Origin of the sequence: Streptomyces sp. NPDC057877 (assembly GCF_042796855.1) — a bacterium.
Classification (GTDB): Bacteria; Actinomycetota; Actinomycetes; order Streptomycetales; family Streptomycetaceae; genus Streptomyces.
On the sequence record NZ_JBHVMS010000007.1, the window covers coordinates 274,446 to 291,980 of the forward strand.

The following is a 17,535-nucleotide window of genomic DNA, read 5'->3' on the forward strand; positions in this document are numbered from 1 at the left end:
GTTCCCCATGAGTCCTGAAGGTTCAGGCTGTTCAGGAACCATCCCCCAGACGATTTGTCTTAGAGGCACACATGGTGCATGTTGAACCCCCTCTCCCACGGCGTGAACTGCCCGAAGCACGCGTGCTGTTGGTGCCGGCCATACTGATGGCGGCGGCGACCGGAGCCGCCGTCGCCCTGGTGGCGTCGTCGGCGCGGATCGTGGTCGGCGTCTGCGGTGCCGTGGCGGTGGTGCTGCTGCTCGCGGTCTCCGCCGTGGCCGTGCGCCGTGGCCGCGTGGTGCGGGTCGTGGAGGCCGAGCACATCGAGTACGCCGCGTATCTGGAGCGCCGCCTCGCCGCCGAGAAGGAGGTGGTGGACTGCTTCGCCGACGAGATCGCGCCCGCCGCCTTCGACCGGATGGCCGGTGGCGTCAACCCCCATCACGCGCTCCGCGAGCTGGCCAAGGTCGACGACCGCCTGGAATTCCTCCCCGCACCGCTGGGAGACCTGCTCGAGCAGGTCATGTTCACCGTCCACACCGAGCAGGCCATCCGGGACTCCCTGGCCCGCTCCTTCGTCGACGTCGCCCGCCGCATCCAGGCGATCGTCCACCAGCAGGCCAAGGAACTGCGGGAGATGGAGGAGGACCACGGCACCAACCCCGGGGTCTTCGACGACCTGCTCCGCATCGACCACGGCACCTCGCTGATCGGCCGTCTCGCCGACACCGTCGGCGTGCTCGGCGGCGGCCGTCCCGGCCGGCAGTGGCCGCTGCCCGTCTCCCTCTACAGCACCCTGCGCGGCGCGATGTCCCGGATCCTGGAGTACCGCCGGATCCAGCTCGACACCATCGGCCGGATCAGCGTCAAGGGCATCTACGTCGAGCCCGTCATCCACGCCTGCGCCGAGCTGTTCGACAACGCCACCCGCTACTCGCCGCCCGGGTCCAAGGTCCACGTCAACGCGGTGGACGTGCAGACCGGCATCGCCATCGAGATCGAGGACTCCGGGGTCAACTTCAACGAGGAGGCCCGCAACCGGGTCGAGGGCCTGCTGGAACTGGCCATGGAGGGCATGGACATCCAGGACCTCGACAAGGCGCCGCGCCTCGGTCTCGCCGTCGTCGGCCGCCTGTGCAAGACGTACAGCATGCAGATCTCGCTGCGCCCCTCCGCGTACGGCGGTGTCCGTGCCGTGCTCGTCGTGCCGCACGCCATGCTCACCACCGAACGCGGTGTCGGACTCGCCCACGGCATCGGCGCCACCTCCCTGCCCATCTCCGCGCCGGAGATTCCGCCGGGCCCCGCCCGCACGCCCAAGAAGCGCCGCCCCACCGCCCCGAAGATCGTGCCGCGCACGGCCATCGAGGAGGAGGAGCAGGGCCCGATCATCACCGAGTGGACGCCGAACGGTCTGCCGCAGCGCCGCAGCCGGGTGCTGATCCCGCCCCACGTCCAGCGCATGCAGGCCTACGCCGCCCAGGAGGCGGCCGAGCGGGCCGAGCGGGAGGCCGCCGAGCAGGCCGAACGCGAAGGGCGACCGCTGCCCGAACCGGAGCCGGAGCCGAAGGACGACCGGCCCCCGCCCGGAATGTGGGTCGAAGAGTTCTTCGAGGGGCTGAAGCACCCTCCGGGTGAGTACAAGCCCAAGGCCAAGAGGACCGAGGAGGCGGCCAGCCCCGTGGCCGAGGACGAGAGGGATTCCCAGTGAAGCCGTACCGACGGAACATGGACTGGTTGCTCACGGACCTGTCCAAGAGCGTGCCCGGCATCCAGATGATCGTGGTGCTCTCCGCCGACGGGCTGCGCATCGCGCGTGAGGGCGGTGACCCCGACGCCGCCGACCGGGTCGCCGCCGCCTGCGCCGGACTCCAGAGCCTCGCCGGTGCCGTCGCCGACGAGATCCTCAGCAGCGACGGGGAGATGCGCATGATCCTCATCGAGGTCAACGGCGGCTACTTCTACCTGATGGCGGCGGGCCCCAACGCCTATCTGGCGGTGCTCTCCGACATCCGTACCGAGCCCGGGATGATGAGCAACCGCATGCAGGACCTCGTCGCCCGGATCGGGCCGCATCTGACCAGTCCGCCGAGGCGGAACGGGAAGGTCGTATGACTCCTCCGAAACGACAGCGGCGCCTCCCCAACCAGGAACCGCCGCCGCCGCCACCCCCGGCGCCCCAGTCCGACGAGGACAAGGAGGGCGCGCGCCCCGACCCGGAACGCCTGTACGTGATCGGGGGGGACGGGGAACGCGCGCCGCTCGACCTCGTCACCTTAGTCGTGGCGCACGCCGAGCCGAAGCCCTCCACCACCCCGGAACAGGCGGCGGTGCTCAGGCTGTGCGCCGCCCCGTTGTCCGTGGCCGAGATCTCGGCCTATCTGGCGCTGCCCTTCACCGTGGTGGCCATCCTGCTGACCGAGATGCTGGCGGCCGAGCTGGTCCAGGCCCGCGCCCCCATCGTCCGCCAGGCGCTACCAGACCGTTCCATCCTCGAAGCGGTGATGCATGGACTTCAAAAGCTCTGACACCATCCCGGGCCCCCGCGCAGAGGACCATCTGCCGCACACGGCGCAGGCCGCCGTGAAGATCGTGATCGTGGGTGGCTTCGGGGTGGGCAAGACCACCATGGTCGGCTCGGTCAGCGAGATCAAACCGCTGACCACCGAGGAGACCATGACGCAGGCCGGGATCGGCGTCGACGACGACTTCGGCTCCGCCTCCAAGACGGCCACCACCGTGGCGATGGACTTCGGCCGCATCAGCCTCACGGACGAGCTGGTGCTGTACCTCTTCGGCACCCCCGGCCAGGAACGCTTCTGGTTCCTGTGGAACGGGCTGTTCGAGGGCGCGCTCGGCGCGGTCGTGCTGGTCGACACCCGGCGCCTGGAGGTCAGCTACGACGTCATGGGGCGGCTGGAGGAAGGCGGTGTGCCCTTCGTGGTGGCCATCAACACCTTCCCCGACGCGCCCCGTTACCCCCTGGACGAACTCCGGCTCGCGCTCGATCTCGCCCCCGACATCCCCATCGTGGAGTGCGACGCGCGGCGCCGCGCCTCCAGCCGCGACACGCTGATGGTCCTGATGCGCTTCCTGCACCACATGGTCACCAAGCGCCAGCTCACCTGACGCGGCACGCCCGCCCCCGTATCCGAGTTTTCGAAAGCGACTCGCCGTGACGTCTGAATCCCCGACCCCGACCGGTACGGACGAACCCCTCCTCAGTCCGCCGCCCGGCTGTCCCGCGCACGCCCTCAGCCCCAACGGAGTGCGCAGGCTCCACGGCCCGGAGGCGGAGGACCTGCGCGCCCTCTACGAACAACTCCGCGAGGAGCACGGGCCGGTGGCTCCCGTGCTGCTGCACGACGACGTGCCGATGTGGGTGGTCCTCGGCTACACCGAGAACCTCCAACTGGTGCGCTCGCCCACGCAGTTCACCCGTGACAGCCGCATCTGGACCCCGCTGCGGGAGGGCATGGTCAAGCCGGACCACCCGCTCATGCCGCACATCGCCTGGCAGCCGATCTGCTCGCACGCCGAGGGCGAGGAACTGCTGCGGCTGCGCGGCGCGGTGAACGGGGCCCTGTCGACCATCGACTTCCGCGGTCTGCGGCAGACCGTCAACCGCTACAGCCAGATGCTCGTCAACCGGTTCTGCCAAGAAGGTGAGGCCGACCTCGTCAGTGAGTTCACCGACCATCTGCCGATGGCGGTGATGTGCGACGTCCTCGGGATGGCCGACGAGTACAGCGACGAGATCGTGCACGCCGCCCGCGACATGCTCAAGGGCACCGAGACCGCCATCGCCAGCAACCAGTACATCGTGGACGCGCTGGGGCGGCTCGCCACCCGGCGCCGGGCCAAGCCCCAGAACGACTTCGCCAGCCACCTCATCACCCACCCGGCCGGGCTGACCGACGAGGAGGTCCGTGAGCATCTGCGGGTGGTGCTGATCGCCGCCTACGAGGCCACCGCCAACCTCCTCGCCAACGTGCTGCGCATGGTGCTCACCGACCCCCGGTTCCGCAGCCGCCTCAACGGCGGTCAGCTGACCGTGCCGGAGGCGGTCGAGCAGTCGCTGTGGGACGAGCCGCCGTTCAGCACCGTCTTCGCCTACTTCGCCAAGCAGGAGACCGAGCTGGGCGGGCACCGCATCCGGCGCGGCGACGGGCTGCTGTTCGCGCCCGCCCCGGGCAACGTCGACCCGCGGGTACGGCCCGACCTCAGGGCCGGGATGCAGGGCAACCGCTCGCACCTCGCCTTCGGCGGCGGGCCGCACGAGTGCCCCGGCCAGGACATCGGCCGCGCCATCGCCGACGTCGGGGTGGACGCGCTGCTGCTGCGGCTTCCGGACGTGGAGCTGGTCTGCTCGGAGGACGAGCTGGAGTGGACGGAGTCCATCGCGTCCCGGCATCTGCTGGAGCTTCCGGTGTACTTCGAACCGCGTGAGCCGCAGAACGAGTTCCAGAAGCCCGCCCTCCACGCGAACGCGCACCAGCGCTCCACCTGGTCGCTCACCGTCGGCGACGCCAAGGCCACCAAGGCCCGGATCCGGCTGACGGACGACCTGGAGCCCGCCGCCGCACCGCCGACCGGGGGCGAGCCGGGAAGGTGGCGGCGGATCGTACGGTGGTGGCGGGGCTACTGACCGCTCCCGTCAGTGGGCCGTCACCCCGGCGGCCCACTCGGCGTACGAGGACCAGGCGCCGAGGGTTCGCCCGGTGCGGAAGCGGTGCGGTGTCCCGGTCACCGGGTCGGTGAACTCCAGCTCCTTCGCGAGGAGTTGCAGGGGGCGGCGGAAGTCGTCGGGCGGGACGGGCCCGGCCACCTCGGGATAGAGGGGGTCGCCGAGGATCGGCAGGCCGAGGGCGTTCATATGGACGCGCAGCTGGTGGGTCTGGCCGGTCGCGGGCAGCAGCCGGTAGCGGGCCAGGCCGTCACCGGTGCGCGCCTCCAGCAGCTCGATGCGGCTGACCGCGTTCGGTTCGCCCCCGACCTCACGGGCGGTCAGCGAGCCGCGCTCCTTCACCATCCGGCTGCGCACGGTCCGGGGCAGGGCGAGCGCGGGATCGTACGGCGCCACGGCCTCGTACTCCTTGCGCACCCGCCGGTCGCGGAACAGCGTCTGGTAGGCGCCGCGTTCCTCGGGGCGCACCGTGAACAGCACCAGCCCCGCCGTCAGCCGGTCCAGCCGGTGCGCGGCGCTGAGCGTGGGCACGCCCAGCTCGCGGCGGAGGCGGGCGAGCGCGGTCTCGGTGACATGGCTGCCGCGCGGGGTGGTGGCCAGGAAGTGGGGCTTGTCCACGACGACGATGTGCTCGTCCCGGTGCACCACCGCCAGCGGGAACGGCACCGGCACCTCGTCGGGCAGCTCCCGGTGGAACCACACGTACGCGCCCGGCGCGTAGGCCGCGTCCTTGGGCACCGGCCGCCCGTCCACCCCGACGATCAGGCCGGAGGCGAGCATCGCGTCGATCGTGCCGGGGCCCGCGCCGGTGAGCCGGGCCACGAGGTAGTCCCGGACGGTGTCCCAGGTGCCGTCGACGGGCATCCGCACCCGCACGGGGTCGACGCCGTCGCGCTGGGGGAGGGGGGAGGGCGGGGCGGGGGTCCTGCGTCTCATCGTCGGCTCGTGGCTGGCGCGCGGTCGTGGGCTACGCGACCGGGGTGCCCTCCTGCTCGGCCTCGATGCGGGCGTTCCACTCGCGCTTGGACTGCTGCCAGCCGTCCTCGTTGTGGCCGAGGCGCCAGTAGCCGGAGATGGACAGGTCCTCGCGGGGCACCTGGTGGTCCACGCGCAGCAGGCCGCGGAGTTCCCTCACCCAGGTCGCCTCGCCGTGCACGAAGGCGTGCACGCGGCCCTCGGGGAAGGGCAGCGCGCGGACGGCGTCCACCAGGGCCTCGCCGATCGGACGGTCACCGCGGTGCAGCCAGACCACCTCCGCGTCGGAGTCGATCTTCTGCTCCTCCTCGGGCCCGGCGATCTCCACCAGGGCGCGGACCTCGGAGCCGTCGGGCAGCGCCTCCAGGGCGGCGGCGATGGCGGGCAGGGCGCTCTCGTCGCCGACGAGCAGATGCCAGTCGGCGTCCGGGTCGGGGGCGTAGGCGCCGCCGGGGCCCATGAAGCGGATGGTGTCGCCGGGGCGGGCGTGGGTGGCCCAGGGCCCGGCCAGGCCCTCGTCGCCGTGCAGGACGAAGTCCAGGGTCAGTTCGTGCAGTTCGGGGTCCCAGGCGCGCACGGTGTACGTGCGGGTCACCGGCCACTGGTCGCGGGGCAGTTCCTCGCGGATCCGCTCCATGTCGAAGGGCTCGGGGTAGCGGACGCCCGCCGCGGGCGGGAACAGCAGCTTCACATAGTGGTCGGTGCAGGAGCCCGCCGAGAAGTCGGCCAGTCCGTCGCCGCCGAGCACCACGCGCTGCATGTGCGGAGTGAGCCGTTCGGTGCGAACGACCTGCGCGGAATGGGCCCTGCGCGGCTTGCGGGCCGGACGTTCTGCCATGGCGGCCTCCCTGCTGTCCCGTGCTTAGGTTTACCTAAGTTAGCACTTCCTTCTCCGGGAGACCTCTTGTGTCCCTCTTCGGGATGTCTCGCGCACGGAACCAATGGATTCACTTCGTGACCGGCTCGCGCGGCGCGTGCGCGGGCCTCGCTACGCCCCGAGCGTGGTGAGCAGGCGTTCCAGGGAACCGCCGAGGTTCCAGTGGGCCGCCAGTTCGGTGAGCCCGGTGGGGTTGCGCGGGGTGCGGGGCAGTGCGGGGTCGACCTCCGGCAGGGGGACGTCGTCGGCGACCTTCACCACCTTCGGCGCGACGGCGACGTAGGGCCGGGCCTCGGTGAGGCGCTTGCGCTGCGACGGGGTGAGTCTGGCCTTCGGGTCGTCGACGGCGGCCATGATCGCGGCCAGGTCGCCGAACTCGGCGAGCAGCTTGGCGGCCGTCTTCTCGCCGATGCCGGGCACGCCGGGCAGTCCGTCGCTGGGGTCGCCGCGCAGCAGCGCGAGGTCGGCGTACCCCGGGCCGTCGACGCCGTACTTCTCGCGCAGCACCGACTCGTCCGTGATCTGGAGGGTGCCGACGCCCTTGATCGGGTACAGCACCCGCACCCCGCGCGCGTCGTCCACCAACTGGTAGAGGTCGCGGTCGCCGGTGACGATGTCGACCGGGGTCTGGGCGTGGGCGGTGAAGGTGCCGATCACGTCGTCCGCCTCGTACCCCGGCACGCCCACCCGCGCGATGCCGATCGCGTCCAGGACGGCCTCGATGACCGGCACCTGCGGGGCGAGGGTGTCCGGCACCTCCTCCGCGTCCGGCCCCGTCTCGCGCTCCTCGGCCACGCGGTGCGCCTTGTACGACGGGATGAGATCGACCCGCCACTGCGGGCGCCAGTCGGCGTCCATGCAGGCGACCAGGTGCGTGGGCCGGTGGTCACGGACCAGCCGGTCGATGAACTCCAGCAGCCCGCGCACGGCGTTCACCGGGGTGCCGTCCATGGCTTTCACGGACTCCGGCACCCCGAAGTAGGCGCGGAAGTAGAGCGAGGCGGTGTCAAGCAGCATCAGTCGTCCGGTCACGCCTCGCATCATGCCGCACGGCACTGACAACGGCCGGTCTCCGGCCCCTTCGCCCGCCGTGCCCCACCCCTGTGAACTGGGCCACTTGCGTGTTTGCCGGTCAGGGGGCCGGGCAGGCGCCGCCGCGGAGCCGCGCCGGTTGCTTGTTCAACTGCCTGCGGCCGGTGGCTCCGTTCCAGCAGTCGAGGCAAGAGGTACGCGTGTCAGCGAGACTAGAGGCCGAGCGTCTTTACAAGGTGTTCGGCAGACGACCGGGGGAGGCAGTCGAGAGGCTGCGGGGCGGAGCCGACCGGGAGGAGCTGCGGGCCGACGGCACCACGGCGGCCGTGATCGACGCCTCCTTCACCGTCGAGCCCGGTCAGATCTTCGTGGTGATGGGCCTGTCCGGGTCCGGGAAGTCCACCCTGCTGCGCATGCTCAACGGGCTGCTGGAGCCGACCGCGGGTCAGGTCCGCTTCGACAGCCAGGACCTCACCGGGCTGGGCGAGCGTGAGCTGCGCGAGGTGCGCGCCCGGAAGATCAGCATGGTCTTCCAGCACTTCGCACTCTTCCCGCACCGCAGCGTCCTGGAGAACGCCGCCTACGGCCTCGCCGTGCAGGGCGTCCCGCGCGCCGAGCGGGAGAAGCGCGCCGCCGAGGCACTGGAGCTGTGCGGGCTGGCCGGGTGGGAGTCCTCCTGGCCCGACGAGCTGTCCGGCGGCATGCAGCAGCGGGTCGGCCTGGCCCGCGCGCTGGCCACCGACGCCGACCTGCTGCTGATGGACGAGTCCTTCAGCGCGCTGGACCCGCTGATCCGGCGCGACATGCAGGACCAACTCCTGCAGCTCCAGCAGACCCTGAAGAAGACCATCGTGTTCATCACCCACGACCTCAACGAGGCCATGCGCCTGGGCGACCGCATCGCCGTCATGCGCGACGGCCGCATCGTGCAGAACGGCACCGCCGAGGACATCCTGCTCCGCCCCGCGAACGACTACGTCGCCTCCTTCACCAAGGACGTCGACCGCTCGCGCGTGCTGACGGCCGCCGCCGTCATGGACACCGGCCCGCGCGGCGACGAGGCCGACTGCGGCTGCGCCACCGCGACCCCCGGCATGCCGTTCGACGAGCTGTGCGCCCTCAGCGCGCGCGTGCCGCACCCCGTTGCCGTACTGGACGCCGACCGCACCGTCGTCGGCGTCGTACCGTCGCGGCGGCTGGTGGGCTTCCTCGCCGAGTGGCCGGGGGACCCGCAGCCCTGCGACGGTGCGGCCACGGACGGGAAGGTGACCGCCCGTGCCTAGGCTCCACCTCGGTGACTGGGTCGACTCCGGCGTCGACTGGCTGCTCACCCACCTGTCCTGGCTGTTCGACGCGGTCAAGTCGGTCCTCGGCGGCCTGTACGACGCCGTGAACGCCGTGCTCACCGCTCCCGAGGCGCTGCTTCTCGCGGGCATCCTCGCGGTGGTCGCCTGGTGGCTGCGCGGCCTCGTCGCGGGCGTCCTGGCCTTCGCCGGGTTCGCCCTCGTCGACTCGCTCGACCTGTGGGACCGCGCGATGTCGACGCTGGCCCTGGTGCTCGTCGCCACCGCCATCGCCCTGCTGATCGCCGTCCCGCTGGGCATCTGGGCCGCGCGTTCCAAGACGGTCAGCGCGGCCGTGCGGCCCGTCCTCGACCTGCTCCAGACGATGCCGTCGATGGTGCTGCTGATCCCGGCGATCCTGTTCTTCGGGCTCGGCACCGCCGCCGGTGTCGTCGCCACGCTGATCTTCGCGATCGCCCCGGGCGTCCGGATGACCGAGCTGGGCATCCGCCAGGTCGACAAGGAACTCGTCGAGGCCGCCGAGGCCTTCGGCACCACCCCACGCGACACCCTGCTCCGGGTCCAGCTGCCGCTCGCACTGCCGACGATCATGGCGGGCGTCAACCAGGTGATCATGCTCGGTCTGTCGATGGTCGTCATCGCCGGCATGGCCGGGACCGGCGGTCTCGGCGGCGCCGTGAACGAGGCCATCGGCCGTCTGGAGATCGGCTACGGCTTCGAGGCGGGCGTCGCCATCGTGGTCCTCGCGATCTACCTGGACCGCATGACCAGCGCCCTGGGCACCCAGATCTCCCCGCTCGGCCGCCGCGCCGCCGCCCGCGCCCGCACGGCCGCCGCCGTCAGGCCGTGGGCCCACCGGCCGCGCCCCGTCGTCGCCGTCGTCGGTGTGGTCGTCCTCGCCCTGGTCGCGGGCGGCGTGAACGTCTTCGGCTCCACCGCGGGCACCGCCGAGGCCTCCGCCTCGAACGTCGGCCGGGGCAAGGAGGTCAAGATCGGCTTCCTGCCCTGGGACGAGGGCATCGCCTCCACCTACCTGTGGAAGGAGATGCTGGAGCGCCGCGGCTTCGAGGTGACCACCACCCAGTACGCCGCGGGCCCCCTCTACACCGGCGTCGCCACCGGCCAGATCGACTTCCAGACGGACGCCTGGCTGCCGACCACACACGGGGAGTACTGGTCCCGGTACGGCGAGCGGCTCGACGACCTCGGCGCCTGGTACGGCCCCACCTCCCTGGAGCTGTCCGTCCCGGCGTACATGGACGACGTGAACTCCCTGGAGGACCTGAGGAACCACGCCGACGACTTCGACGGCAAGATCATCGGCATCGAGCCGAGCGCCGGAATGATGGGCCTGCTCAAGGACAAGGTCCTCAAGGAGTACGGCCTGCAGGACTCCTACCGGGTCGTCGACGGCTCCACCCCGGCGATGCTCGCCGAGTTGAAGCGCGCCTACGCCAACGAGGAGCCCGTCGTCGTCACCCTCTGGTCGCCGCACTGGGCGTACAACGACTACGAGCTGAAGAAGCTCAAGGACCCCAAGGGCGTCTGGGGCAAGGGCGACGGCGTGCACACCGTGGCACGCGACGGCTTCGCCGAGGACAACCCCGAGGTCGCCCGGTGGCTGAAGGACTTCTCGATGACCGAGGAGCAGCTCACCGGTCTGGAGTCGCAGATCCTCAAGGCGGGCCGCGGCAAGGAGCAGGACGCCGTGCGCGCCTGGCTGAAGAAGCACCCGGGCCTGCTGGACAAGTGGGCTCCCGTCGACGGGACGGCCGAGAACCGGGCGGCCGGGTGACCTGACCGGCCCGGGCCGCCGCGCGAGGGGCGGGCACCGCCGTACGGAGCTTTCGTGCGCGGCGGGGCCCGCCCTTCGTGGTGCCGCTCCACGGCCCGCGCGCCTACCAAAAGGATCCGGACAACCACGCAGCGCCATGTCACCCCCCGAACCCGGCCCCAACCGGGTGCCGAGGGCACCGACTTCGCGCTCCGCCTACGGCGGGAAGATGGGGGAACACGGAAGAACGGCCGTGCATTGAACTGTAGAGAGCCGTTTCGTCCGCCGCTGGTCAGGTGCTCCGCTTGGCGATCGCACCGCGGAAGGGGTTACGCGTCCGGTGGTCGGAGCGGGATGATCCAGGTGGCGTGAACTGTGAGGTCGTACCCGACGCAGTGTGTCGTCGATGTGACGGCCATGGGAAACGGTTTGCCGAACATGCGTAGGGTGCAGAGAACTCAACAGGCAGAGTGTGCCGGGCAGCGGCACACGCGTGACGGAGCGAGGACGAGCGAGGGAGGGAGCCGGAGCGATGGGCGACCACAAAGAACAGCCCCTTCGAGTGGGCGCGGCCGTACGGCGGCGGCGCCGGGCGCTACAGCTCACGCTCGCCGTCGTGTCCGAACGCAGCGGCCTGTCGGTGCCCTTCCTGAGCCAGGTCGAGAACGACCGGGCGCGGCCCAGCACCAGCTCCCTGGAGAAGGTGGCCGACGCGCTGCGCACCACCGCCGTGGAACTCCTCGCCGCAGCCGACCCGGCGTGCAGCGTCGACGTCGTGAGAGCGGAGGGCACCGAGCCGGTGCCCGAGCCGCGCGTGCGGTCGCTGGTGCGCGGTCACCATCAGATGCACGCCTCCGAGTTCACCGGCGACCATGACGCGGGCCGTGAGTTCCAGTACCGCAACGACCAGTTGATGTACGTCGCCGACGGCGCCGTGGAGATCGAGGCGGAGGGCCGCGCGTACCGCCTCGGCCGGGGCGACACCCTGTACCTCACCGGCGGGGTGCGGCACCGCTGGCGGGCGACCGTGCCCGAGACGCGCGTGCTGGTGGTCGCCGTGGCGGAGCACATCGAGGCCCTCCACGACCGGCACCGGTAGCGCCGTGCCCCGTGTGGTCTCCCTGGTGCCGTCGCTGACCGAGGCGGTGGCGGTGACCGTGCCGGGCGCCCTCGTCGGCGCCACCGACTGGTGCAGCCGTCCGGCGGACCTCGACGTCACCCGCGTCGGTGGCACCAAGAACCCCGCCGTCGCCCGGATCGTCTCCCTCGCCCCCGACCTGGTCGTGGCCAACGAGGAGGAGAACCGCGCCCCCGACCTGGACGCCCTGCGCGCGGCGGGCGTCGAGGTGCTGGTCACCGAGGTGCGGGACGTGCCGGGTGCCTTCCGCGAGCTGGACCGGGTGCTGGCCGCCTGCGGGGCCGGGGCGCGCCCGGGGTGGCTGGACGAGGCGGAGGCGGCCTGGTCCGGGCTGCCGGTTCCCGGGCGTCGTACGACCGCCGTGGTGCCGGTCTGGCGGCGGCCGTGGATGGTGCTCGGCCGGGACACCTTCGCGGGCGACGTACTGGCCCGGCTCGGCGTCGACAACCACTACGCCGCGCACCCCGACCGCTACCCGCGCGTGCCGCTGCCCGAGCTGTGCGCGGCGGCGCCGGATGTCGTGGTGCTGCCCGACGAGCCGTACCGCTTCACCGCCGAGGACGGGCCGGAGGCCTTCCCGGGGCTGGCCTGTGCGCTCGTCGACGGGCGGCACCTCACGTGGTACGGGCCGTCACTGGCCGAGGCGCCACGGGTGCTGGGCGCGGCCCTGCGAGCAGCGCACCGCTGACCAGGCCGCGCACGGTGGGCACGGCGGCGGCGGTCCAGGCGGCGGCCAGCACGGCGTACAGCCCGGCCGCGAGCCAGCCGAAGGCGGCCAGCGACGTGTGCCGGGCCAGCGACTCCGCGCCGGTCACACAGGTGCCGACGGGGAAGGTGAACGCCCACCACGTCATCGCGAAGCGCATGCCGTGCCGCCGGGCGCGCAGCACATGGGCCGTGGCGAGGCAGCCCCACAGCAGCGCGAAGCCGGTCACGGGAACGCCGTAGAGGACCGCGAGCGCCCTGAAGCCGTCGGCGTACGGGGCGGGCAGCACGCCGGGTGCCACGTCCGCGAACTGCCCGGCCGCCGTCGTGGACTGCCCGAGCGGGCCGAGGACCAGGAACAGCGTCGGGGTGACGGCGAGGGGCAGCGGGCCGCCCGTGAGCAGCCGGGCGAAGACCATCGGCAGCATCAGCAGGGTCGCGAGGAGACTGAGCCCGAACATCGCCACGCACGCCAGCAGCAGGGTCTCCCGGGCCTGCCCGGCGGGCAGCGACGGCACCAGCAACGGCCCGACAGCGGCCGACACCATCGGCGCGACCAGCGGCAACAGCCACACGGGGGACGCGTCTGGCAGCCGTACGCGGTGGTGTACGGCCATCAGGTACGGCACCACGACGGCCGCCGCCAGCCCGACGACCGTACCGGTGCCGAACAGCCCGGCGCCCAGCGCCACCGCCGCCGGACCGGCCCACTCCTGGCCGACGGTGAGGGAGCCGCCGCCGACGGCCAGCAGGGCCATCGCCAGGCAGCCGTAGAAGGGTGCCGTCGCCGGGTCGAGGAGGTGGGCGCGGGCCTGGTCGCGGTGGTGGGTCCAGTGCAGGGCGCGGGCGGTGAGGAGCGCGGCCAGCAGGGCGAGGGAGAGGCACCACACGGCGGCCCACAGGGTGAGCGGGGCCGGGGCGAGGCGGTGACCCGCGGTGGCGAGGATCGCGGTGCCCATGACGGTGGCGTACCAGTTGGGTCCCAGGTGACGGACGGAGGTGACCATGGGATCCACGGTGCGGCGGGGCGGGGGGTGCGACCAGAGGGCTCGTCTCTATCACGGCATAAGCTGGGTTTATGACCGACATGGAGGAACAGGGGCACGGCCACCCCGGCACCCTCGCGCACCGGGTACCCGACCTGGGAGCGCTGGAGCTGCTGCTGGCGGTGGCCCGGCTGGGCAGCCTGGGCGCGGCGGCGCGGGAGGTCGGCATCACCCAGCCCGCCGCCAGCAGCCGGATCCGCTCCATGGAGCGGCAGCTGGGGGTGGCCCTCGTGGACCGCTCGCCGCGCGGCTCGCGGCTCACGGACGCGGGGGCCCTGGTGACGGACTGGGCGCGGCGGGTCGTCGAGGCCGCCGAGGCCTTCGACGCGGGCGCCCAGGCGCTGCGGCACCGGCGGGACTCGCGGCTGCGGGTCGCGGCGAGCATGACCATCGCCGAGTACCTGCTGCCGGGGTGGCTGCTCGCGCTGCGCGCCGAGCGCCCCGACACGGCGGTGTCGCTGCTCGCGGGCAACTCGGCGGCGGTCGTGGAACGCCTCCTCGCGGACGAGGCGGACCTGGGCTTCGTGGAGGGGCTGACCGTGCCGCCCGGCCTGGACTCCACGGTCGTCGCCCATGACCGCCTGATCGTGGTGACCGCCCCCGGCCATCCCTGGGCCCGGCGCCGCCGTCCGCTGTCGGCCGCCGAGCTGGCGGCCACCCCCCTGATCCTGCGCGAGAAGGGCTCCGGCACCCGCCAGGTCCTGGACACGGCCCTCGGCGGCCTGGCCCGCCCCCTGATCGAGCTGTCCTCCACCACGGCCGTCAAGGCCGCCGCGGTCAGCGGCGCGGGCCCCTCCGTCCTCAGCGAACTCGCCGTCCGCGAGGAACTCACCATGCGCCGCCTGGTCAGCGTCCCCCTCGCCGACGTCTCCCTCGAGCGCGCGCTGCGCGCCGTGTGGCCCACGGGGCACCGGCCCACGGGTCCGGCGCGGGACCTGCTGTCACTGACGCGGGGGTAGGCGCGCCCCCGCCGCCGCCCCGACCAGCGCGCCCATGACCCGTACGTCCTCCCCCATCTCCGGATGCCACTGCACCCCCAGCACCCAGCCGCCGTCCTCGGAGGGCGGCAGTTCCACCGCCTCCACGGTGCCGTCGGCGGCGTGGGCGGACGGGACCAGGCCGGTGCCGAGGCGGTCGATGGCCTGGTGGTGGTACGTCGGTACCGAGGCCTCCTCCGGGACGGCACCGGCGTAGAGCGTGCCGGGGACGGGCTTGACGGGGTGGCGGCCGAAGACGCCGACCACCTCGGCGTGGCCGTCGAGGTGCTGGACGAGCGTGCCGCCGAGGGCGACGTTCAGGAGCTGCATGCCGCGGCAGATGCCGAGGAGCGGCACGCGCGCGTCAAGGGCCGCTCGGACGAGGGCGAGTTCCCAGGCGTCCCGTTCCCGGGCGGGCGGGCCGGTGCGCGGGTCGCGGTCGGCGCCGTAGCGGATGGGGTCCACGTCGGGGCCGCCCGCGATCACCAGGCCGTCCAGCCGGGCCACCGTCGCCGCGGCGTGCTCCGGCGCGTCCGGCGGGAGCATCGCGGCCAGGCCGCCCGCCCGCTGCACCAGGCGCGGGTAACCGGCGGGCAGCAGTGCCGCCTCCAGCTCCCACACGCCCCAGCGCGCCCCGGACTCCAGATAGGTGCTGATCCCGATCAGCGGCCTGGCCACCACACACTCTCCCTCGGCTGTCCCGGTCAGTCCCGTGCCAACTCTGCCTCCGCCGCGGCCAGCGCCGCGAACTCCTCCTCCGGCGCCTTCGCCACCAGACGCTTACGGCTGTACAGGCCGAAGTACGCCAGCGCCACGATGTACACCGCCAGCGCGATGAACGCCGCGGTCACGTCGACCAGGAACGTCGCCACCAGCGCCGCGCAGGCCAGCACCAGCGCCACCGACGACGTCAGCACCCCGCCCGGCGTGCGGTAGGGCCGCTCCAGACCCGGCTCGCGGCGGCGCAGCACGATGTGCGACAGGGACATCAGCGCGTACGAGATCGTCGCGCCGAAGACCGCCACGTTCAGCATCCGCGCCCCGTCACCGGTACCCGCCGCCAGGGCGAAGCCGATCGCGCCCGGCACCAGCAGCCCCAGATACGGCGCCTTGCGGCCGCTGGTCAACGACAGGAACCTCGGCAGATAGCCCGCCCGGGACAGCGCGAACAACTGGCGCGAGCCCGCGTAGATGAGGGAGAAGAACGACGCCACCAGGCCCGCGAGCCCCGCGTAGTTGACGATCCGGCTCCACGCCGTCGCCTCGCCGTCCGGCTGGAGCGCCTCCACCAGCGGGTTGCCCGCCTCCTGGATCGCCGCCGAGCCGCGCGCCCCGGCCGCCGTCACGAAGGTGACCACGGCCAGGACGACCAGGATGCCCATGGACCACACGATCGCCCTCGGCAGCGTGCGGGACGGCTCCCTGGTCTCCTCGGCGGCCAGCGGCACGCCCTCGACGCCGAGGAAGAACCACATCCCGAAGGGGAACGCGGCCCAGATGCCGAGCAGGCCCATCGGCAGCCAGGAACTCGAACCGGCCGCGGTCGTGTCCACCGGGATGTCGTCCAGCGTGGAGGCGTCGAAGTGCGGCAGCGCCGCCACCGCGAACACGATCAGCGCCACCACCGCGATACCGGTCACCACGAAGCTGAACCGCAGCGCCTCGCCCACGCCCCACAGATGGATGCCGAGGAAGATCGCGAAGCAGACCAGGTACACCGGCCAGCCCGACTCCAGGCCGAACAGGCCGAGCGACTCGACGTAGTCCCCGATGAAGATGACGATCGCGGCGGGCGCGAGGACGTACTCGATGAGGATCGCCGTACCGGTCAGGAAGCCGCCCCACGGGCCCAGCGCGCGCCGGGCGAAGCCGTAGCCGCCGCCCGCGGTGGGCAGGATCGAGGACAGCTCGGCGAGCGCGAAGACCATGCAGGTGTACATGGCGCCCATCAGCACCATGGCGATGGCCAGCCCGCCGAAGCCGCCCTCGGCCAGGCCGAAGTTCCAGCCCGAGTAGTCGCCGGAGACGACGTACGCGACGCCGAGGCCGGTCAGCAGCAGCCAGCCCGCGCTGCCGCGGCGCAGTGCCCTGCGCCGGAGGTAGTCGTCCGCCGGGTCGGCGGCCTGTGGTGACGAGGGTTCCACGGTCATGCGGCACCTTCCAGGGACTGGCTCAATGGAATGGAGGCATACCTTTGTGGTCCCGGTGGGGGGAAGGCAATACCCGTGCGTTAAGTCGCCGTAAAGTTCACGCGAGGAACCCCCGCAGCAGCGCCGCCGTCCCCGCGCAGTGCTCGCGCATCATCTCCCGCGCGCCGTCCGCGTCCCCGTCGAGCACCGCCTCCACCAGCGCCTCGTGCTGGCGCTGCGAGTGCTCCAGGTTGCGCACCAGCAGCGGGATGCAGTCGAGCAGGTCGTTCACCGTGGCCCGTACCGCCGCGTACTGCGCCGTCAGGCTCGGTGAGCCGCACAGCTCGGCCAGCGTCAGGTGGAGCAGGGTGTCCAGGCGGCGGTACTCGGTCAGCGGCGCGTCATGCGTGGCCGTCAGCGCCCCGCGCAGCCGTGCCGCCCGCGCCCCGGTCAGCCCGTCCGCGGCGCACAGCCCGGCCGCGCCCACCTCGAGCACCTCCCGGAAGCGCAGCATGTCCTCGATGTCCACCCCGGCGATCCGGCGCCGCAGCTCGTCCTCGCCGCCGCCCTCGGCGCGCGGCAGCACGAAGGTGCCGCCGTAGCGACCGCGCCGCGCCTCGACCAGCCCCTGGTCCTGGAGCACCTTCAGCACCTCGCGCAGGGTCACCCGGCTGATGCCGAGCCGCTCCGCCAGGTCCCGCTCCGCGGGCAGCCGCTCACCACCCGCCACCAGCCCGAGCCGCACCACCTGGAGGATCTGCTCCAGCGCCTCCTCGAAGCCGTTGCCCGCCCGCACCGGCCGCAGCACCGGCGCCAGCCGGTCCTCCACCCGGACACCAGCGTCCGCCATGTCGCCGTGCCCCCTTCCCAAGCAAAGGTCTGCCGCAATACCTTATGGCGCAGTCATCGCT

The 17,535-nt window shown here is 72.5% G+C and carries 17 protein-coding genes; 10 read left to right on the forward strand and 7 right to left on the reverse strand.

The window, feature by feature from the left end; translation table 11 throughout:
- Positions 1-71 precede the first annotated feature (71 nt).
- The 5 genes from ACFVQG_RS22760 to ACFVQG_RS22780 are packed head-to-tail and all read left to right on the forward strand — an operon-like array spanning position 72 to position 4,628.
- Positions 72-1,691, forward strand: coding sequence for an ATP-binding protein (locus ACFVQG_RS22760; RefSeq protein ID WP_383386300.1), 1,620 nt, complete (start codon positions 72-74; stop codon positions 1,689-1,691).
- Positions 1,692-1,708: 17 nt separating this feature from the next.
- Positions 1,709-2,095: a roadblock/LC7 domain-containing protein gene (locus ACFVQG_RS22765; protein WP_383386303.1), complete on the forward strand. Its 387-nt coding sequence runs from the start codon at positions 1,709-1,711 to the stop codon at positions 2,093-2,095.
- Complete coding sequence (locus tag ACFVQG_RS22770; protein ID WP_383386305.1) at positions 2,092-2,508, forward strand: DUF742 domain-containing protein; 417 nt, start codon at positions 2,092-2,094, stop codon at positions 2,506-2,508. The genes ACFVQG_RS22765 and ACFVQG_RS22770 overlap by 4 nt, the downstream gene beginning before the upstream one ends.
- Positions 2,489-3,109, forward strand: a complete 621-nt coding sequence (locus ACFVQG_RS22775) for an ATP/GTP-binding protein (protein WP_383386308.1) — start codon at positions 2,489-2,491, stop codon at positions 3,107-3,109. Before ACFVQG_RS22770 ends, ACFVQG_RS22775 begins: the two co-directional genes overlap by 20 nt.
- A 46-nt stretch (positions 3,110-3,155) precedes the next feature.
- Positions 3,156-4,628 carry a cytochrome P450 gene (locus tag ACFVQG_RS22780; RefSeq protein ID WP_383386311.1) on the forward strand — a complete coding sequence of 491 codons (1,473 nt, stop codon included), beginning with the start codon at positions 3,156-3,158 and terminating at the stop codon, positions 4,626-4,628.
- A gap of 9 nt (positions 4,629-4,637) precedes the next feature.
- On the opposite strand, the gene ACFVQG_RS22785 is transcribed toward ACFVQG_RS22780, so the two are convergent.
- From ACFVQG_RS22785 to ACFVQG_RS22795, 3 genes are all read right to left on the reverse strand, one after another.
- Positions 4,638-5,603 carry an RluA family pseudouridine synthase gene (locus ACFVQG_RS22785; RefSeq protein WP_383386314.1) on the reverse strand — a complete coding sequence of 322 codons (966 nt, stop codon included), beginning with the start codon at positions 5,601-5,603 and terminating at the stop codon, positions 4,638-4,640.
- 31 nt (positions 5,604-5,634) lie between these two features.
- On the reverse strand, positions 5,635-6,480 hold the full coding sequence (locus tag ACFVQG_RS22790; protein ID WP_383386317.1) for a siderophore-interacting protein: 846 nt from the start codon (positions 6,478-6,480) through the stop codon (positions 5,635-5,637).
- A 150-nt stretch (positions 6,481-6,630) separates the two neighbouring features.
- A complete protein-coding gene (locus ACFVQG_RS22795) occupies positions 6,631-7,563 on the reverse strand; it encodes a 5'-3' exonuclease H3TH domain-containing protein (RefSeq protein WP_383386320.1) in 933 nt (310 codons plus the stop codon).
- Positions 7,564-7,751: 188 nt separating this feature from the next.
- Between ACFVQG_RS22795 and ACFVQG_RS22800 the strand changes: the two genes are divergently transcribed.
- The 4 genes from ACFVQG_RS22800 to ACFVQG_RS22815 all read left to right on the forward strand — a co-directional run bounded on the left by ACFVQG_RS22800 (position 7,752) and on the right by ACFVQG_RS22815 (position 12,455).
- Complete coding sequence (locus tag ACFVQG_RS22800; RefSeq protein WP_383386322.1) at positions 7,752-8,834, forward strand: glycine betaine/L-proline ABC transporter ATP-binding protein; 1,083 nt, start codon at positions 7,752-7,754, stop codon at positions 8,832-8,834.
- On the forward strand, positions 8,827-10,650 hold the full coding sequence (locus tag ACFVQG_RS22805; protein WP_383386325.1) for an ABC transporter permease/substrate binding protein: 1,824 nt from the start codon (positions 8,827-8,829) through the stop codon (positions 10,648-10,650). The genes ACFVQG_RS22800 and ACFVQG_RS22805 overlap by 8 nt, the downstream gene beginning before the upstream one ends.
- A 511-nt stretch (positions 10,651-11,161) precedes the next feature.
- The gene (locus ACFVQG_RS22810) at positions 11,162-11,728 is read left to right on the forward strand and encodes a helix-turn-helix domain-containing protein (protein ID WP_383386328.1); all 567 of its coding nucleotides are present in this window, start codon (positions 11,162-11,164) and stop codon (positions 11,726-11,728) included.
- Between the two features lie 4 nt (positions 11,729-11,732).
- Positions 11,733-12,455, forward strand: coding sequence for a helical backbone metal receptor (locus ACFVQG_RS22815; RefSeq protein WP_383386331.1), 723 nt, complete (start codon positions 11,733-11,735; stop codon positions 12,453-12,455).
- Here the strand turns inward: ACFVQG_RS22815 and ACFVQG_RS22820 are convergent.
- On the reverse strand, positions 12,382-13,479 hold the full coding sequence (locus ACFVQG_RS22820; protein WP_383386334.1) for a TDT family transporter: 1,098 nt from the start codon (positions 13,477-13,479) through the stop codon (positions 12,382-12,384). The two genes, ACFVQG_RS22815 and ACFVQG_RS22820, sit on opposite strands and share 74 nt — an antisense overlap.
- A 71-nt stretch (positions 13,480-13,550) precedes the next feature.
- Between ACFVQG_RS22820 and ACFVQG_RS22825 the strand changes: the two genes are divergently transcribed.
- On the forward strand, positions 13,551-14,477 hold the full coding sequence (locus ACFVQG_RS22825) for a LysR family transcriptional regulator (RefSeq protein WP_383386336.1): 927 nt from the start codon (positions 13,551-13,553) through the stop codon (positions 14,475-14,477).
- Here the strand turns inward: ACFVQG_RS22825 and ACFVQG_RS22830 are convergent.
- The 3 genes from ACFVQG_RS22830 to ACFVQG_RS22840 form a co-directional block, all read right to left on the reverse strand.
- Positions 14,460-15,176, reverse strand: a complete 717-nt coding sequence (locus tag ACFVQG_RS22830) for a gamma-glutamyl-gamma-aminobutyrate hydrolase family protein (RefSeq protein WP_383386339.1) — start codon at positions 15,174-15,176, stop codon at positions 14,460-14,462. The two genes, ACFVQG_RS22825 and ACFVQG_RS22830, sit on opposite strands and share 18 nt — an antisense overlap.
- Positions 15,177-15,199: 23 nt before the next feature.
- On the reverse strand, positions 15,200-16,645 hold the full coding sequence (eat, locus tag ACFVQG_RS22835; protein ID WP_383386342.1) for an ethanolamine permease: 1,446 nt from the start codon (positions 16,643-16,645) through the stop codon (positions 15,200-15,202).
- 97 nt (positions 16,646-16,742) lie between these two features.
- The gene (locus ACFVQG_RS22840; RefSeq protein WP_383386345.1) at positions 16,743-17,474 is read right to left on the reverse strand and encodes a FadR/GntR family transcriptional regulator; all 732 of its coding nucleotides are present in this window, start codon (positions 17,472-17,474) and stop codon (positions 16,743-16,745) included.
- Positions 17,475-17,535 lie beyond the last annotated feature (61 nt).

Excerpts from the sequence above, each read along its gene's own strand:
- ACFVQG_RS22760 (WP_383386300.1), top strand. The coding sequence starts at position 72 with ATGGTGCATGTTGAACCCCCTCTCCCACGGCGTGAACTGCCCGAAGCA.
- ACFVQG_RS22820 (WP_383386334.1), bottom strand. The coding sequence starts at position 13,479 with ATGGTCACCTCCGTCCGTCACCTGGGACCCAACTGGTACGCCACCGTC.
- eat (WP_383386342.1), bottom strand. The coding sequence starts at position 16,645 with ATGACCGTGGAACCCTCGTCACCACAGGCCGCCGACCCGGCGGACGAC.
- ACFVQG_RS22765 (WP_383386303.1), top strand. The coding sequence starts at position 1,709 with ATGGACTGGTTGCTCACGGACCTGTCCAAGAGCGTGCCCGGCATCCAG.
- ACFVQG_RS22825 (WP_383386336.1), top strand. The coding sequence starts at position 13,551 with ATGACCGACATGGAGGAACAGGGGCACGGCCACCCCGGCACCCTCGCG.
- ACFVQG_RS22775 (WP_383386308.1), top strand. The coding sequence starts at position 2,489 with ATGGACTTCAAAAGCTCTGACACCATCCCGGGCCCCCGCGCAGAGGAC.
- ACFVQG_RS22770 (WP_383386305.1), top strand. The coding sequence starts at position 2,092 with ATGACTCCTCCGAAACGACAGCGGCGCCTCCCCAACCAGGAACCGCCG.
- ACFVQG_RS22785 (WP_383386314.1), bottom strand. The coding sequence starts at position 5,603 with ATGAGACGCAGGACCCCCGCCCCGCCCTCCCCCCTCCCCCAGCGCGAC.
- ACFVQG_RS22840 (WP_383386345.1), bottom strand. The coding sequence starts at position 17,474 with ATGGCGGACGCTGGTGTCCGGGTGGAGGACCGGCTGGCGCCGGTGCTG.
- ACFVQG_RS22795 (WP_383386320.1), bottom strand. The coding sequence starts at position 7,563 with ATGATGCGAGGCGTGACCGGACGACTGATGCTGCTTGACACCGCCTCG.
- ACFVQG_RS22790 (WP_383386317.1), bottom strand. The coding sequence starts at position 6,480 with ATGGCAGAACGTCCGGCCCGCAAGCCGCGCAGGGCCCATTCCGCGCAG.
- ACFVQG_RS22810 (WP_383386328.1), top strand. The coding sequence starts at position 11,162 with ATGGGCGACCACAAAGAACAGCCCCTTCGAGTGGGCGCGGCCGTACGG.